18 protein-coding genes and 1 other annotated feature (1 of these 19 cut by a window edge) are annotated in these 15913 nt (G+C 39.7%); all 18 genes read left to right on the top strand.

Annotated features, from left to right (window positions below; all coding sequences use genetic code 11):
• Position 1 precedes the first annotated feature (1 nt).
• The 18 genes from RCG19_RS03250 to RCG19_RS03165 all read left to right on the top strand — a co-directional run bounded on the left by RCG19_RS03250 (position 2) and on the right by RCG19_RS03165 (position 15795).
• The gene (locus tag RCG19_RS03250; protein WP_308109650.1) at positions 2 to 1207 is read left to right on the top strand and encodes a type II secretion system F family protein; all 1206 of its coding nucleotides are present in this window, start codon (positions 2 to 4) and stop codon (positions 1205 to 1207) included.
• 107 nt (positions 1208 to 1314) lie between these two features.
• Entirely contained in the window at positions 1315 to 1773 is a 459-nt protein-coding gene (locus tag RCG19_RS03245; RefSeq protein WP_308109649.1) for a prepilin-type N-terminal cleavage/methylation domain-containing protein, read from the top strand.
• 18 nt (positions 1774 to 1791) lie between these two features.
• Positions 1792 to 2532, top strand: coding sequence for a prepilin peptidase (locus RCG19_RS03240; RefSeq protein WP_374049605.1), 741 nt, complete (start codon positions 1792 to 1794; stop codon positions 2530 to 2532).
• A 12-nt stretch (positions 2533 to 2544) separates the two neighbouring features.
• Positions 2545 to 3531 (top strand): type IV pilus biogenesis protein PilM, encoded by a 987-nt coding sequence (pilM, locus tag RCG19_RS03235; protein WP_308109647.1) that lies wholly within the window; start codon positions 2545 to 2547, stop codon positions 3529 to 3531.
• Between the two features lie 2 nt (positions 3532 to 3533).
• A complete protein-coding gene (locus RCG19_RS03230) occupies positions 3534 to 4193 on the top strand; it encodes a fimbrial assembly protein (RefSeq protein ID WP_308109646.1) in 660 nt (219 codons plus the stop codon).
• The gene (locus RCG19_RS03225) at positions 4190 to 4984 is read left to right on the top strand and encodes a pilus assembly protein PilO (RefSeq protein ID WP_308109645.1); all 795 of its coding nucleotides are present in this window, start codon (positions 4190 to 4192) and stop codon (positions 4982 to 4984) included. The genes RCG19_RS03230 and RCG19_RS03225 overlap by 4 nt, the downstream gene beginning before the upstream one ends.
• Positions 4962 to 5456, top strand: coding sequence for a type II secretion system protein (locus tag RCG19_RS03220; protein WP_308109644.1), 495 nt, complete (start codon positions 4962 to 4964; stop codon positions 5454 to 5456). The genes RCG19_RS03225 and RCG19_RS03220 overlap by 23 nt, the downstream gene beginning before the upstream one ends.
• Positions 5457 to 5566: 110 nt before the next feature.
• The gene (locus tag RCG19_RS03215) at positions 5567 to 6667 is read left to right on the top strand and encodes a hypothetical protein (protein WP_308109643.1); all 1101 of its coding nucleotides are present in this window, start codon (positions 5567 to 5569) and stop codon (positions 6665 to 6667) included.
• 200 nt (positions 6668 to 6867) lie between these two features.
• Positions 6868 to 7440: a Maf family protein gene (locus RCG19_RS03210; RefSeq protein ID WP_308109642.1), complete on the top strand. Its 573-nt coding sequence runs from the start codon at positions 6868 to 6870 to the stop codon at positions 7438 to 7440.
• 46 nt (positions 7441 to 7486) lie between these two features.
• Entirely contained in the window at positions 7487 to 8176 is a 690-nt protein-coding gene (gene radC, locus RCG19_RS03205; RefSeq protein WP_166238803.1) for a RadC family protein, read from the top strand.
• Positions 8177 to 8338: 162 nt separating this feature from the next.
• Positions 8339 to 9361: a rod shape-determining protein gene (locus RCG19_RS03200; protein WP_308109641.1), complete on the top strand. Its 1023-nt coding sequence runs from the start codon at positions 8339 to 8341 to the stop codon at positions 9359 to 9361.
• Positions 9362 to 9406: 45 nt separating this feature from the next.
• On the top strand, positions 9407 to 10285 hold the full coding sequence (gene mreC / locus RCG19_RS03195; RefSeq protein WP_308109640.1) for a rod shape-determining protein MreC: 879 nt from the start codon (positions 9407 to 9409) through the stop codon (positions 10283 to 10285).
• Positions 10285 to 10803 (top strand): rod shape-determining protein MreD, encoded by a 519-nt coding sequence (mreD, locus tag RCG19_RS03190; RefSeq protein WP_308109639.1) that lies wholly within the window; start codon positions 10285 to 10287, stop codon positions 10801 to 10803. Before mreC ends, mreD begins: the two co-directional genes overlap by 1 nt.
• 184 nt (positions 10804 to 10987) lie before the next feature.
• Positions 10988 to 11668 (top strand): septum site-determining protein MinC, encoded by a 681-nt coding sequence (gene minC, locus RCG19_RS03185; RefSeq protein ID WP_308109638.1) that lies wholly within the window; start codon positions 10988 to 10990, stop codon positions 11666 to 11668.
• Between the two features lies 1 nt (position 11669).
• Positions 11670 to 12473: a septum site-determining protein MinD gene (gene minD / locus RCG19_RS03180; protein ID WP_166238793.1), complete on the top strand. Its 804-nt coding sequence runs from the start codon at positions 11670 to 11672 to the stop codon at positions 12471 to 12473.
• 106 nt (positions 12474 to 12579) lie between these two features.
• Positions 12580 to 13368 (top strand): peptidoglycan DD-metalloendopeptidase family protein, encoded by a 789-nt coding sequence (locus tag RCG19_RS03175; protein WP_308109637.1) that lies wholly within the window; start codon positions 12580 to 12582, stop codon positions 13366 to 13368.
• Positions 13361 to 14227, top strand: a complete 867-nt coding sequence (locus tag RCG19_RS03170; protein ID WP_308109636.1) for a M50 family metallopeptidase — start codon at positions 13361 to 13363, stop codon at positions 14225 to 14227. Before RCG19_RS03175 ends, RCG19_RS03170 begins: the two co-directional genes overlap by 8 nt.
• Positions 14228 to 14334: 107 nt before the next feature.
• Positions 14335 to 15795, top strand: a complete 1461-nt coding sequence (locus RCG19_RS03165) for an Rne/Rng family ribonuclease (protein WP_308109635.1) — start codon at positions 14335 to 14337, stop codon at positions 15793 to 15795.
• 36 nt (positions 15796 to 15831) lie between these two features.
• Positions 15832 to 15913, top strand: a sequence feature (ribosomal protein L21 leader region) (it continues 3 nt past the right edge of the window).

The raw sequence follows: 15913 nt of genomic DNA, 5'->3' as shown, positions 1-15913 counted from the left end.
AATGGCACGTTTTAAATACAGTGGGCGTGACAAGAAGGGGAAAAAGTCCGGGATTGTTAACGCCTCCTCCAGAAGAGACGCAATCCTACAGCTAAAAGATAAGGGAATCAAAGTCATAGAAATCAATGAGGTTGCGGAAACACTTCTAACCAAAGAGATTTCTATCGGAAGCCCAGTCAAATTACAAGACTTTGTTATTTACTTAAGACAATTTGCCACATTGATTCGAGCAGGGGTCCCTATTGTAGAGGCAACCTCCATTTTGGCCGAGCAAACGGAGAGCAAATCGCTAAAAAAAGCCCTGTTGGTGGTTGAACAAGATCTACGGGAAGGACATCCCTTATCGGCAGCAGCTGCAAAGCATAAAAAAATCTTTTCAAGTATGTTCGTCAATATGATAAAGGCCGGAGAAGCCGGAGGGAATATGGACGATACACTAGAAAAGCTTGCCGTTCACTTTGAAAAGCAGCATTTCACCAAACAAAAGATTGTCTCCGCGCTTGCCTACCCAGTGACGGTAGCCTTCGTCGCGATAGGGGTTGTCATTTTCCTATTAGTGAGTGTTGTTCCTACCTTTGTTGATATGTTTAAGGACTTTGGCGGGGAGTTGCCGGCCATAACAAAGTTTGTCCTGAACGCTAGTGGCTTTATGCAAAAGTTTTGGTGGCTCGTTATTTTGTTCATCATCGCTGTCTTTGTTTCGATTATCATGATTCGAAATAATAAAGCATCAAAATATTATTTAGATTACTTTTTATTAAGGATGCCGTTGTTTGGTAAGATGCTTCAAAAAGCGGCATTGGCGAGGATGACCAGAACCTTAAGTTCTCTATTTGCCAGTTCTGTTCCAATCTTACAAGCCTTATCGATTGTTGAAAACATTGTCGAAAACGAAGTCATTGCTCGCGTGATTAGTCAATCACGAAAATCATTAGAGCAAGGCCACTCTTTAACAGACCCAATGAAAAAACATTGGGCGTTCCCGCCACTTGTTACACAAATGATTTCGATTGGAGAGCAGTCTGGGACATTGGATTTGATGCTTTCAAAGGTAGCGGATTTTTATGAGCGTGAAGTAGAAAGTGCAACGGATCGACTTAAGTCCCTAATGGAGCCGCTCATGATTGTCTTATTAGCAGGTTTAGTCGGTACCATTGTCACTTCGATTATGATTCCGATGTTTGACATTTTCCAACATGTCGGATAAGACAAAATATTCCTAAAAAATACAATTTCTATTATTATTTTTATCTAGTATAATATACTTACATGACGAATGTCATAGTACTAAAAGCATATAAAAGGAGAATGATTATGTTACAAAGATTAGGACAAAGATTAAAGAATCAAAAAGGTTTAACTTTAATTGAACTATTAGCGGTTATCGTTATTTTGGGGATTATTGCTGCAATTGCGATTCCTAGTATTGGTGGGATTATTCAGAAGTCAAGGGTAGATGCCGTTAAGTCTGACGCAATTCAAATTTTAAATTCTGCAAAGACTTATGTTGCTGCAAATGGTGCATCAACTGTTGAACTTACTCAAAAAGAATTAGGTTCATATATTGATATTGATAATGAAAATTTTACTTCTTATAAAGTGGCTATTAACGAAGACACTAATAATAAAGTAACTTACAAACTTACTGCTACTGTTAGAAATGTTGGTAAAAAGACTGTGAAATTTACTAATGCAACTATTAAAAACATTAAAGATAGTGGTTCAGATCTTACTGTTAATGGAGAAACCACAGAAGAAGTTGAAACTCCTTAAAATGAGGAATAGGCCTTGATTAACTTCCTACTCTTTATATACGGGACCGTATTCGGCTCTTTCTACAACGTAGTCGGCCTGCGAGTTCCATTAAATCAATCTATTGTAAAACCGCGTTCACATTGTCCGAATTGTAATCATACCTTAACAGCTATAGATTTAATACCGGTTTTATCGTACCTATTTTTAAGGGGGAAATGTCGGCGCTGCATGGCGCCCATTTCGCCCTTCTATCCTATTATCGAACTAATTACAGGGATTCTTTTTATGATGGCGCCAATCCTGATGGGCTGGAGCTTTGAACTCATTATTGCCTGGACCTTAGTATCGTTGATGGTTATCATTTTTGTATCCGATATTCATTACATGATTATTCCCGATAAGGTTCTGCTTGTCTTTTCGGTCATTTTTCTAATAGAACGATGCTTTCTGCCGCTTTCCCCATGGTGGGACTCGGCTCTAGGTGCAGTAGTTGGTTTTTCTCTTCTTCTCCTTATCGCTGTTGTAAGCAAAGGTGGTATGGGTGGCGGGGATATCAAGTTATTTGCCGTCATTGGGCTTGCACTAGGAACTAAACTTGTACTAATTTCTTTCTTTTTATCCACTTTTTTTGGAGCATTCTTTGGTGTAATTGGAATGATGACTGGAAAGGTGAAAAAGAGGAAGCCTATACCTTTTGGCCCCTATATTGCAATCGGGACCATCGCTGCTTATTTTTTTGGTGAAAATATTATTCAATGGTATATCCATTTCATGTAAGGAGTCTTCAACATGGCGATCAATTTTAAGTTTGGTATAAACAAAACGATAAACATATCGATTAAGGATCATGCTTTACGGTTTGTCGAATTGAAGCAGACTCAACCCCTAGTGATTCAAAGAATGGGTGAGTACTATTTGCCATCTGGATTGATCAAAGAAGGGAAAATTCTAGACGTTGAGACCTTGTCAACCATCCTTGAACAATGTGTTTCCGAATGGAAAATATCAAAAAGAATGATCCGTTTTTTAGTCCCTGATCCATTTGTTGTGATTCGTAAAGTATCGATTCCAAAAGAAATCAAAGAAGACGAAATAAATGGATATTTATATATGGAGATAGGAACCAGTATTCACCTTCCATTTGAAGATCCCGTTTTTGATTTTTTCCTCCAAGAAAACAATGATAAAGAAACGAATGAAATCCTATTATTTGCTGCCCCTGAAGATGTTGTAAGAGAATATATGGATTTATTTGAGCGTGTTAAATTAAAACCAATTGCCGCAGATCTATCCTCACTCGCATTAAATAGATATTACTATCAACTAGATCCGGCTAAATCTAATGACAATCATTTGTTGGTACAAATTGATTTGCAAACGGTTAATGTATGTATTTTTGAAAATCATTTACCAGTCTTTATGAGACAATTAAATATGGATAGTAAGAGGGAAAAATGGATCCATTCCACTAGCAAGGATTCGTTCTTATCCTTTCAATATAGTGGAGATCGTCAGGATATCCTAACCTCTCTTGAAAGTATATACAATGAGATTGATAAAGTCATGAATTTTTATCGTTATTCCTTGAATCAAGGAAAAAAACAGGTGCAAACAATGATCCTTGATGGCGATCATCCTTGGTTAGATGAGATTTTTGAACAAATGGGAAATAGGTTTGATGTCCCTATGATGAAACTAAACGACATGAATACTAGTGCGGGACCAATTCCTGCTCAGTTTCATTTAAATGTTGGTTTAGGTTTAAAAGAGGTGTAGAAATGCTGGTAGATATTAACCTCCTTCCGAAAAGGGATGAAAAAAATATTGCTGTTTACGTAATTGCTGGTGGAATGGTCATTTTACTCATCATCGTTGCAGTCGTTTTTTCCATTTATTTAAATGGTAAAAAACAAGACATAAAAATGGTGGAGCAGCAAATATCGATGAATCAAGAAATCTTAGCCGAGCAGCATAAAAAGCTAGCACAATATCAATCTTCTAAATCTGTTGTTGAACTGGAAAACGCCATTAACTGGGCGAAGAATCAGCCATATAATATGGTATATGTAATCCAGGAACTCACAAAGTCGCTTCCGCAAAGTGGGTTTATGCTAGAATTTCAACTGGATGAGGAAAATGTAATTACGGAACGCGTACAGTTTGATACAAAGAGTGATGCGGCCTACTACTTAAACGCTATAGCAGCATATCCTTGGGTGGACGAAGCGGTCATCAGCGAAGCAAAAACTTCGGATATTCTTAAAAATGACAATACTCTTCAATCAGAAGGGTTAGCCAATTCTAAATTAAAGGAAGAGGATATAGTTCCCCGTTATTTTGCTGAATACGAGGTAAGGCTAGATGTTCCACAAGTACAGAATGCAAGTAACAAACAGAAAAAGGCTGCGGTAGGTGGGGAAGGGGGCAATACCCCATGAACCTAGAATTGTCAAAAAAACATTCCGTTATCATTATCCTTAGCGTTTTATTAATAATCATAGTAACAGTAGGCGCTTATTTTCTTTATATTGTTCCAGCCAATAATAGTCTGGCTCAAAAAAAATCAGCGTTAAAAATGTCGAACCAAGAGCTTTCGATTATTCAACGTAAACTGAAACAAACAAGTAGTCAGACCATTCAAAGTTCAATGGAATTGCAAAAACAGATTCCTGTGAAACGGCTGCTTGATCAGTTGCTGCTTAACATCGAAAAAGCTGAGATCATTTCCGATACCAATATTATTGAATTAAAACTAAATGGTACTGAAAGTGAAGAAGATGTAGATTTGTCTTCAACAATTCCGAAGATTAACACTCAGTCCAGTACCAAAACGAATGAGAATTCGACTAGCAACCAAGAGCAATCACCAGCGCAAAAGGATGTTACATTACCAAATGGTATAAAAAAGACATCGATTATTTTATCTGGTGAAGCGAAAACCTATTATGAACTAGAAAAATTTCTAACTGAATTACAATCATTACAGAGAATAATAAAAATTGACCAATTTAAATTTACAGGTCGAGATGAAATATATTCGGTTCTTCAATCGATGGACCCGTTAAAATTTGAAGCTACCATTTCAGCCTATTATTTTCCGACATTGGTAGACTTACAAAAGGAAATACCACCATTGGATACCCCGGCCGTATCTAACAAGAAAAATCCGATAAGTGAGTTCTCTGATACGGAAGAAAATGGCGACGATGATGAGAATAAAAACCCGTAAACATGTTGCATCCAAATTAAAAGGTAAAAATAACTTTTTGAATGAAGATGGTCTAACCCTACTAGAATTATTAGCTGTTATTGTGATTCTGGGCATTATTTCAACAATAGCTTTTATATCCATTTCCAGGGTGATCCAAGATTCAAAAGATCGTGCATTTGTGGGCAATGCATTCGCATTAAAAGAAGCGGCAAGTTTATTTTTACGAGAAGAATCGGTCAATGAAAAAGCGCCTAGAGAGATGATTACTTATCAAGAATTGGTTGAGGCGGATTATCTTGATGAATTTAAAGATCCGGATACAGGAGAGTATTTGCAGGCATCTTCTGATTCCTTTGTATTGGTAAATGGATCTTCTATTACTGCTGTATGCTTGAAAGGCCAAACACGTAACCTATGCTCTTATTCCGGAGATGATTCGGCTATCCCCATAAAGGATTTAACCGCAACGCGTATCAAACCGAACAATTAAAAAATTTGACGAAAGTCTACGATAACAAGACGACAAAAGTCTTGTTATTTTTTTTTCCATTATGTTAGGATGAAACCATTACTCATAGGTAGAGAGAGGAGTACGGGTTAGTGGACAAGCCTAAAGGAGGCAATACAATAAAGATTAAATTAAATGGAGAAACTCAAGAATATCATAAAGAACCGAAGAAAAAGGAGACGAAAGCCACCCTCGAGCAAACAACGAGAGTGATTAAAATAGATTCGAATAAGTTAGATTCGAATAAATTAGATTCTGATGCTTTTTCAGAGACAGCTGCTGCCAAGGAGCCTATCGATGAGAGCTTTGACTGGATCATTCCGGAATCCTCGGAAAATGATATAGAGGAATATAAAATAACAAGCAGCAAAACGCCTAAGAAAAGCAGCCTCCCCAAAATAGCATCCTTTTCATCCAAGTCTAACAAGAATAATAAGAAGATTGGCCGGCCAATTGGATCCATTATTATTTCAGGAATTTTCGCCATCCTAATTGGTACCACGATCGGTGTTGTGATGCTGAAGCTTGTCATTTCAGGACCAACGGATAAAAAGGTGGTAACAGATACACCAGTTGTAGAAGAAAAAGGGGAAACGGAAAATAATGCTGACACCGGAAAAACAACTTCTTCCGCCATCAGTCCTTTAACTACTACTGTCATCCAAGGTGGGGTATATACGACTAAGGATGGGGCAAAGGATGCCTTGAGCGAATTAGCAAGTAAAGGAATTCCAGGACAAATCGTTGAAATGGATGGCAAACAATTTATTTTTCTAGGAGCAACGGATTCAATTGAAACAGCCAAATCGTTAAGTTCCCAATTTAAAGAACGTGGTGTCGAGGGTGCATTTGCCAAGGTACTGTCACTTGATGAAAAAAAAGTATCGGATATTACAAATGAGGAAAAGGACTTTCTAGACGAGGTTCCACCCATTTATCAAACACTTTCTGCAGCCACTTCAGGTGCTCTTTTAACGAAGAAAATTCCAGAAGATGTTGCCAAAGACTTAGCAGGTTTTGACGGAAAATTAAAAGTAACTGGAATTAAAAATGAAAAGGTAAAAGGTATTAAGGCTGAATTATCTAGTGCTGAAGAAAAGGTTAAAGCGTTCCAAAAATCTAAGGATACAAAAAGTCTTAGCGAAGCGCAGCAGCATCTATTAAACTTTTTGTCAGCCTATTATTCATTGTAAACGACAAACCTCGATATTTTCTGGGAAATAAGGCCTGTCCCAAGCGGACAGGTTATTTTATTTGAGAGAAAAGAATGACCTTTTGCATATTCTGACAAAAATCTTCAAAATTTAATGATATAAAAATTGTTTGCTTAAGGGATTTCTGATACCATTGACATGTATCTCCCTATTTAAATGCAAAAAGGTATGGTGATTGAATGCAGAACCTCATTTTAGCCTCTTCTTCTCCACGGCGAAAGGAACTTCTAGAAAATCTCCACTTAACATTCGCGATTATCAGTAGTGAAGTTGATGAAAGCTTTGATCCGGAACTATCCCCCGAGGATGTAGTGATGGAGTTAGCCGAGCGTAAAGCACAGGTAGTTTTTAATGAAAATCAGGATGCCTATGTGATTGGTTCGGACACGATTGTCGCACTGAATAATCGAATCTTAGGAAAACCAGCTGATGAAGCAGAAGCCGTTCAAATGTTAACAAGTTTGTCAGGTCAGAAGCATGATGTGTTTACGGGTGTATCCATTGTGTCTCCAACAAGTACTACCCGATTTTATGAAAAAACAGAAGTTTGGTTTTGGGAGTTAACGGACGAAGAAATTAAAACCTATGTGCAAAGTGGTGAACCGCTTGATAAAGCAGGTGCATATGGTATTCAACAGCTAGGAAGTATGCTTGTCAAAAAAATAAATGGAGACTATTTTGCGGTTGTTGGCCTGCCGGTTGCTCGGACAATCAGAGAATTGAAAAAGGCAGGCTACCAGTTGCCGTATTAAACAATTACAGGTTCATTATCTCCCTCAACATTAGGGAGGAAGAAAAGTGTCAACAAATACATTAATGATCCGTGATTTTCCGCAAGACGAACGACCAAGGGAGCGTTTTATTCAACATGGACCGCAAAGCTTATCGAATCATGAACTGATTGCGATCCTGCTCCGGACCGGAACAAAGGAAGAATCAGTATTACAACTATCGAATCGTTTGCTTACCCATTTTGAAGGATTAAGAATGTTAAAATCAGCCAGCTTAGAAGAAATAACCGAAATTAAAGGGATTGGCGCAGCCAAGGCGATTCAAATTCTTGCTGCTGTGGAAATCGGCAGAAGAATTGCTAACCTAAACAACAGTGACCGCTATGTGATTCGATCCCCGGAAGATGGCGCCAAATATGTCATGAACGATATGCGCTTCTTGACACAGGAGCATTTTGTGTGCCTTTATTTAAACACGAAAAACCAGGTCATCCATAAACAAACCGTGTTTATCGGCAGCTTAAATGCCTCGATAGTACACCCAAGGGAGGTTTTCCGCGAAGCATTAAAGCGGTCAGCGGCATCTGTTATTGCCTTGCATAATCATCCTTCAGGCGACCCATCGCCAAGCCGTGAAGACATTGAGGTGACTAAGCGGCTCGTCGAGTGTGGGAAAATAATTGGCATCGACCTTCTTGACCATTTAATCATCGGTGAAAACAAGTTTGTGAGTTTAAAGGAAAAAGGGTATGTATGATACTAGGATATTATTTGACGTTAGGCTATAATATTGAGTATGATTTTTTAGGACTGTTTTTAAATTAGCTATATAAATAGTACGAAAATAGACATGATAATTAAGGTGATTACCTGCCTATTAGAATAGTGCATTTCGTATCAGAAAGGGAGATACAACATTATGTTTGGAATTAGACCTAGAGATCTTGGGATTGACTTGGGAACAGCAAATACCCTTGTATATGTAAAAGGAAAAGGAATTGTGTTACGGGAGCCATCAGTCGTGGCAATGCAAACTGATACAAAAGGGATTGTCGCAGTAGGGAACGATGCGAAAAATATGATTGGACGAACACCGGGGAATGTCATCGCAATGCGTCCGATGAAGGATGGGGTCATTGCTGATTTTGAAATAACGGCAGCGATGATGAAGCACCATATACGAATGGCACAGAAAAGTAATAATCTTTTTTCTGGCAAGCCCTATGTCATGGTTTGTGTTCCCTCAGGCATCACCGCCGTTGAGGAACGTGCCGTCATTGATGCGACTAGACAAGCCGGGGCAAAGGATGCCTATACGATTGAAGAACCATTTGCGGCAGCAATTGGCGCCAACCTCCCTGTTTGGGAACCAACCGGCAGTATGGTAGTGGATATTGGCGGTGGGACGACTGAAGTTGCCATCATTTCTTTAGGGGGTATCGTGACAAGCATATCCATTCGCGTTGCCGGGGATGAAATGGATGATTCAATTATTTCTTATATCCGTAAACATTATAATTTAATGATTGGTGAGCGTACGGCGGAAACCATTAAAATGGAAATCGGTTCTGCCGGCAATCCCGAAGGCATCGACAATATGGAAATTCGCGGCCGAGACTTATTAACAGGCTTGCCAAAAACGATTGAGATTACGGCAAAAGAAATTGCCACCGCCTTAAATGATACGGTTTATGCGATTGTCGAAGCCGTGAAAAATACGTTAGAAAAAACTCCGCCGGAACTTGCTGCCGATATTATGGACCGTGGTATTGTATTAACAGGTGGAGGCGCGCTTCTTCGCAATTTGGACCAGGTTATTAGTGAAGAAACAAAAATGCCTGTCTTGATTGCCGAGAACCCGCTTGATTGTGTAGCCATCGGAACAGGAAAAGCGCTAGATCATATCCATTTATTTAAGAATAAAGCGAAAGATTCTCGATAATAAATGTAAATGATAAAGATTTTAGAAAAATAGAGGTGTATAATCATGCCACAGTTCTTTTTGAATAAACGACTGATTATTTTGCTTGTCAGCATTATTGTTCTCGTGGCATTGATTGGGTTTTCTTTAAGGGAGAGAAGTAAACTATCTTGGCCGGAGCAATTTATCAAAGATACCACCGGCTGGGTTCAATCCCTGGTTTCGAAGCCTACCAACTATGTGGCAGGCTTTTTTGAAAATCTCCAGGACTTAACCAATACATATGATGAGAATAAGGAATTAAAACCGCGCATTGAAAATCTTGCCGGCCTTGAGGCCCAAGTTCAAGAGTTAAAAAAGGAAAATAAAGAATTGCGTGACGTTCTCGGTGAAAAAAAGACCCTGCGAGATTTTGAACCACTTCCAGCTACTGTTATTGGTAGAAACCCTGATCGTTGGCATGAAATGATTATAATCGACAAAGGTAAATTGCAAGGTGTTAAGAAAAATATGGCGGTTGTCACGGCACGTGGTTTAGTTGGAAAAGTAAAAAATGTGACCCAATTCAGCTCAACCGTGCAGCTGTTAAGCTCAATGGATCCGAAGAATCGGATTTCTGCTATCGTCCAGGGTGAAACCGATGTGCACGGACTTGTAGAGGGCTATGATCAAGAGAAAAAGTTATTGATGGTGAAGGCGATCCCTTCCGGCGCAAAAATTGAAAAGGGCCAAACCGTGATCACCTCTGGATTAGGCGGCTTTTTTCCAAAAGGATTACTGATTGGAAAAGTGGTTGAAGTAAAACAGGATCAATATGGGTTGAATTTAACTGCCCTCGTAAAACCTGGGCCTGATTTTTATGATATTACAAATGTAATTGTCACGAAGACAAACATGATACAGGTTGATACAGCCGAAACATCTGATGGGAAGGAGGAGGAATAGTGAAAAAGTTCCTTCTTCCTCTTTTGTTTTTATTCTTATTTATTTTTGAAAGTCTTTTTATTCAATTTGTTCCGGCAGACTTGTTTGGACAAAATCGCGTTATCGCCCCTCACTTTCTTTTTACCGGCCTGTTATTTCTAACGATTTATGTTGGGAAAAAACAGGGGTTGATTTATGGGGCTATTTTTGGATTATTGTTTGATGTAGTCTATATCGAAATTATTGGGATCTACCTTTTTCTATATCCATTTATATGTTATCTTGTTTCCAAAATCATGCACATCATGCAAACCAACATTGTTGTTGCCTTCCTCGTCTCCCTTTTCGGCATCGCCTTATTAGAAGTAGGGGTTTACGAAATGAATCATTTAATCGGTGTGACAGACCTCGATTTTATGACCTTTATTCATTTGCGTTTTTATCCGACCATGCTCCTAAATGCAATCATTATTGTCATTTTGGGATATCCCTTTAAAAGGCTTTTTGAAAAGCATGCCGAATCACTGAGAGCCGAATGACGTTTTGGCAGTCTCTAGAATTCTTTTGAAAAAAAAGGAGAACGGACGCATCATGTCGAATTATAATAAAGATGTCTATAGGTATAATTCGGAACGAGTATAAGGGCATACAAATTTTACTTTTTGAATGGAAAAATTTGTGTGTTTAGAGACTTCTTTTTTAATTATGAGGTGAATTTTCTCCATGAAAAAACGGCAAAATGTTACAATAAAGGGAACGAAGGAAGGACTTGTCCTTCATCTTGATGATAAATGTTCCTACGAGGAACTAAAAAAGGAACTTGAACAAAAGCTTTCGATCAATTCAAGGACACAGGAAGAACGCAACTTAATCTCTGTCAAAGTGAATGTTGGCAATCGATATTTGTCCGAAGTACAGCGGGAAGAGCTAAAGAGCTTGATCCGTCAAAAAAAGAATTTTGTTGTCGATGAAATTGAATCAGAGGTCATCACTAAGGAAGAGGCGAAAAGCCTAAAAGCTGAAAATGAGATTATGACTGTTTCTAGTATTGTTCGTTCGGGACAGGTTCTAAAAGCTCCTGGTGATTTACTATTGATCGGTGATGTCAATCCAGGTGGAATGGTAGTTGCCGGTGGAAATATATTTATCATGGGTTCCTTAAAAGGTGTGGCACATGCTGGCTGCTTTGGCAATCTGGCGGCAGTCATTGTGGCTTCCAGTATGAAACCAACTCAGCTTAAGATAAGTGATTCTATCAATCGGGCCCCAGACACTATTCAAAACAATGAAAAGCGGGAAATGGAATGTGCGTACATAGATGAGAATCGGCAAATTCTTGTTGATAGATTACAAGTTTTAATTCATTTACGGCCTAATTTAAACAGATTCGAAGGGGGACATTAAGGTGGGAGAAGCAATAGTAATTACATCTGGTAAGGGCGGCGTTGGGAAAACGACAACTTCTGCTAATATTGGGACGTCTCTAGCCCTTCAAGGTAAGAAAGTATGCTTAGTGGATACTGACATCGGTCTTCGAAACTTGGATGTTGTAATGGGACTTGAAAACAGAATCATTTATGATCTGGTCGATGTAGTAGAAAAAAGATGCAAAATCCATCAAGCATTGGTTAAGGACAAACGTTTTGATGGGTTGTTATATTTGCTGCCCGCAGCCCAAACTGTTGATAAATCAGCGGTCAAGCCCGAGCAGATGCGGGAATTGATTACTGAATTAAAGCAAGATTATGATTATATCATTATTGATTGTCCCGCCGGTATTGAACAAGGTTTCCAAAATGCGTTGGCCGGAGCGGATAAGGCGATAATTGTTACAACGCCGGAAGTTTCCGCCGTTCGTGATGCGGACCGTATTATCGGTCTGATTGAAAAGCAAAAGAATATGGAAGCGCCTAAATTAGTCGTCAACCGGATTCGCAATCATATGATGAAGAGTGGCGATATGCTCGATATTGATGAAATCACCCAGCATTTATCGATTGAGCTTATTGGTATTGTTGCAGACGACGAAGAGGTCATCAAGGCTTCCAATCACGGCGAACCAATTGCACTAAATCCAAATAGCCGGGCATCGATTGCTTATCGTAATATTGCCAGAAGGATTCTCGGAGAATCTATTCCTTTGCAGCCTCTTGAGGAAGCGAATAAAGGTGTGTTTACAAAAATTAAAAAGTTTTTTGGTGTGCGCTAATCGATATGCCTGCCCGCTTTCATGCGGACAGGCTGTTTTTTTATGTCATACTCCGTAATTTCTCTACATAGACTTGTACAAAAAAGTGGGAAAAGGGTTGATGGGGATGGCGCGGTCTACACCGGAGGAAATACGGCGACGAATCGCTAAAAGGAAAAAAGAACAGGTTCCAACGAACAAAACTGCTGACCGCCAGATGGTATGGCATGGTGATGATGAAACATACAGCTTTACTCCTTCTACTCCTTCTGGAAACGGCGGCGGAGAGGAAGGACATCCACTGTTTAAAAAGGAAGTTTTCTTTTTCAAAATATTAGCATCTATCCTCCTGTTCCTGGTGGTAGCGATTTTGTCCCGGAATCAAACGGCAACCTTTGAGCCAGTAAAAGAGTTTGTTGTTAAGCAAATGGATCTGGACTTTAAATTTGCCACAGTTTCAAACTGGTATGAGGACAAATTTGGCAAGCCCCTCGCATTGCTTCCGTTTACAGAAGAAGATCAAGCAGGAAAAAAGACAATAGTCAAAGATCAGAATTTTTCCGTTCCAGCGATGGGAAAGATCCTTGAAAACTTTGAAAAAAATGGTCAAGGGATTATGATCGAAACGGGGAAGGGGGCAGCTGTCCAGTCTATTGATGATGGATTTGTCACCTTCGTGGGAATCAAGGATGGAATAGGGAAGACCGTTGTTATTCAGCATCCAGATGGTTCGCAAACATGGTATGGGAATTTAGAGGAAGTAAAAGTTAACAAATATGACCATATTGATAAAAGAACAGTAGTAGGCACGGTTTCTGCTTCAACGGGAGAGGATAAAACAAAAGGCAAATATTATTTTGCGATAAAAAAAGACGATAATTTCATCGATCCCATCCAGGTGATTCGCTTTGAATAGAGCTATTAGTTTACTTCGACTCACTTCTATCCATCCATTGTTATGGATTGTGATTGCCCTATCGATTGCGACTGGGTATTTCCTCGAAGTCTGCCTGCTGCTTTCGATTATTTTTATTCATGAATTGGGGCATGCTGCTGCGGCTTCTTTTTTTTCATGGAGAATCAAAAAGATCACCCTCCTGCCGTTTGGCGGGGTGGCGGAAATGGATGAACACGGCAATCGTCCACTAAAGGAAGAAACAATTGTTGTAACCGCAGGGCCGCTTCAGCATGTGTGGATGGTGGCGGCGTCATACGCATTATTTTCAACGGATGTGATTTCAGAGGACTTATTTAACCTGTTTCTTCACTACAACGTCATGATCCTGGTCTTTAACCTTTTTCCAGTTTGGCCGCTTGATGGCGGAAAGCTAGTATTTTTACTGCTATCATTAAAAAATTCCTTCCCAAGTGCCCACCGACTGACGCTTTTGATTTCCTTTTTCGGGTTGACCTTGTTTTCAATCCTGATTTTACTGGCTGCACCTTCTAATCTCAATGTATGGGTCGTGATTGCCTTCTTGTATTTCTCGCTGTACCACGAGTGGAAGCAGCGCCGCTTTATCTTTATGAGATTCTTATTAGAGCGCTATTATGGAAAAAAATCCGAGTTACAGGCGTTGAAGCCTATCCAGGCTAATGAGCAGGATTTACTTATTCACGTATTGGAAAAATTCCAACGCGGCTGTAAGCATCCGATTATTGTTGAAGCGGAGGGGAAGGAAAAAGGCACTTTAGATGAAAACGAGCTCCTGCATGCCTATTTTACAGAAAAGCGCCTAACCGATAAAATCAGCGACCTTCTCTTTTCTTATTAAAAAAGTGTATAATTGAAAAAAAGCAAAAGCGCCCGGTTATCGAGCGCTTTTACTTCGCCTCGTTCTGTTTTTATAATCAATATTTTTTAAAAGTGAGGACACCAGTTTTGGAAACATTAATTATCAATTACACGGCGCGGGAGAAGCGCTTTGCCTATCTCCGTGACAACCGTGTCGAAAATATCGTTTTTGACCGACCGGAACAGCGCTCGCTGGTCGGTAATATTTATTTTGGGACAGTAACAAAGGTACTCCCGGGGATGAATGCAGTGTTTATCGATATTGCAGAAGAGAAAAATGCCTATTTGCACCGAGATAACCTCCCATCGTACATACTCGCTTCCGACAAGCAAAAGAGCGTAACATCCTTTGTTCACCAAGGTGAAAAAATGCTCGTTCAGGTCGATAAGGACGCAACCGGCACAAAGGGGCCAAAGGTAACGGGAATTATCGAAATCCAAGGAAACCACCTTATTTACATGCCCAAAGGGCGTTATATTGCCGTATCGAAAAAGATCGCCGATGAGTCTAAACAGGCCACCCTTCGCCGCCTTGGCAGCCGCCTTAAAACCGAAGAAGAAGGCATCATTTTCCGTACTTCCAGCATGACGAGTACTGAAGAAGAAATCCAAGAAGAACTGCAAACCTTAAGGCAAGAATACCAGAAACTTTTACAAAAGACCGCAAAGAAACCGGGATTGATTTTTCAAAAGGATACTTTCATTGAAATGATCTTAGCCCAAGCCACAAGCATGACGTCTGGCGAAGCAATCGTTGATGACCTGGCCGTAAAAAAAATGCTTGAGCAGGCCAATAACCAAGTAAAGTACACCTACTATAACGGCAAAGAAAATATTTTCTCCGCAAATAATGTTGAGCATGAAATTGACAAAGCCTTAAAGCGGATCGTCTGGCTCGATCAGGGGGCCTATCTTATTTTTGACGAAACCGAGGCACTTACCATTATCGATGTGAATACAGGGAAGTTTTCTGGAAAGTTTGATTACCAAGATACGGTCCTTAAAACCAATCAGCTTGCCGCGAAGGAAATCATTAGGCAGCTCAAATTACGAGATATTGGTGGCATAGTCCTCATTGACTTTATTGATATGAAACGTGAGCAGGACAAGGAACGGATTCTCGGTACTATCGAAACGGAATTATCAAAAGATGAAAAAAGAACAAAGGTCATCGGTTTTACGCCACTTGGAATCCTACAAATAACAAGAAAAAGGACAAAGGTAGCACTGTCTGAAGCACTTCAAACGAAATGTCCTGTTTGTGAAGGGACGGGGCGGATCCTAAGCGTGGAAACTATTGCCTTTCGGCTTGAACGAGAGCTGCTAGAGCACCGTCACGCGGAATTTGAGGCAATCCTGATTGAGACTTCTAAAGAGGTAAAAGAGGCTCTATTAGGCGAAAATGATGCCCAAAAACAAGCGTTAGAAGAACTGCTGCAAATAAAGCTTTATTTTTCAATTAAGCCAGCAGCAAAACCATATTTTATCCTGAAACAATTTGGCAGTGACCGGGATATCTTCCTAAAAGCTATTGACACTTATCTTTAAATTATGTTAGTATTCTAATGTTATGTTTGTAGCCCACCCGTGCTACAACCGCACAGAACAGGTAATAAGTTTTCTGCGTGATACGCGGGGACGCCTGGGGATGGCGAGTCTGAGTTTA

The sequence above is a fragment of the Neobacillus sp. OS1-2 genome (assembly GCF_030915505.1).
Lineage (GTDB): Bacteria > Bacillota > Bacilli > Bacillales > Cytobacillaceae > Neobacillus.
The sequence above is the reverse complement of the archived record's forward strand: the minus strand, read 5'-3'. Positions and strand labels throughout refer to the sequence as shown.

Excerpts from the sequence above, each read along its gene's own strand:
- RCG19_RS03250 (WP_308109650.1), top strand. The coding sequence starts at position 2 with ATGGCACGTTTTAAATACAGTGGGCGTGACAAGAAGGGGAAAAAGTCC.
- RCG19_RS03245 (WP_308109649.1), top strand. The coding sequence starts at position 1,315 with ATGTTACAAAGATTAGGACAAAGATTAAAGAATCAAAAAGGTTTAACT.
- pilM (WP_308109647.1), top strand. The coding sequence starts at position 2,545 with ATGGCGATCAATTTTAAGTTTGGTATAAACAAAACGATAAACATATCG.
- RCG19_RS03230 (WP_308109646.1), top strand. The coding sequence starts at position 3,534 with ATGCTGGTAGATATTAACCTCCTTCCGAAAAGGGATGAAAAAAATATT.
- RCG19_RS03225 (WP_308109645.1), top strand. The coding sequence starts at position 4,190 with ATGAACCTAGAATTGTCAAAAAAACATTCCGTTATCATTATCCTTAGC.
- RCG19_RS03220 (WP_308109644.1), top strand. The coding sequence starts at position 4,962 with ATGATGAGAATAAAAACCCGTAAACATGTTGCATCCAAATTAAAAGGT.
- RCG19_RS03210 (WP_308109642.1), top strand. The coding sequence starts at position 6,868 with ATGCAGAACCTCATTTTAGCCTCTTCTTCTCCACGGCGAAAGGAACTT.
- RCG19_RS03200 (WP_308109641.1), top strand. The coding sequence starts at position 8,339 with ATGTTTGGAATTAGACCTAGAGATCTTGGGATTGACTTGGGAACAGCA.
- mreC (WP_308109640.1), top strand. The coding sequence starts at position 9,407 with ATGCCACAGTTCTTTTTGAATAAACGACTGATTATTTTGCTTGTCAGC.
- minC (WP_308109638.1), top strand. The coding sequence starts at position 10,988 with ATGAAAAAACGGCAAAATGTTACAATAAAGGGAACGAAGGAAGGACTT.
- RCG19_RS03175 (WP_308109637.1), top strand. The coding sequence starts at position 12,580 with ATGGCGCGGTCTACACCGGAGGAAATACGGCGACGAATCGCTAAAAGG.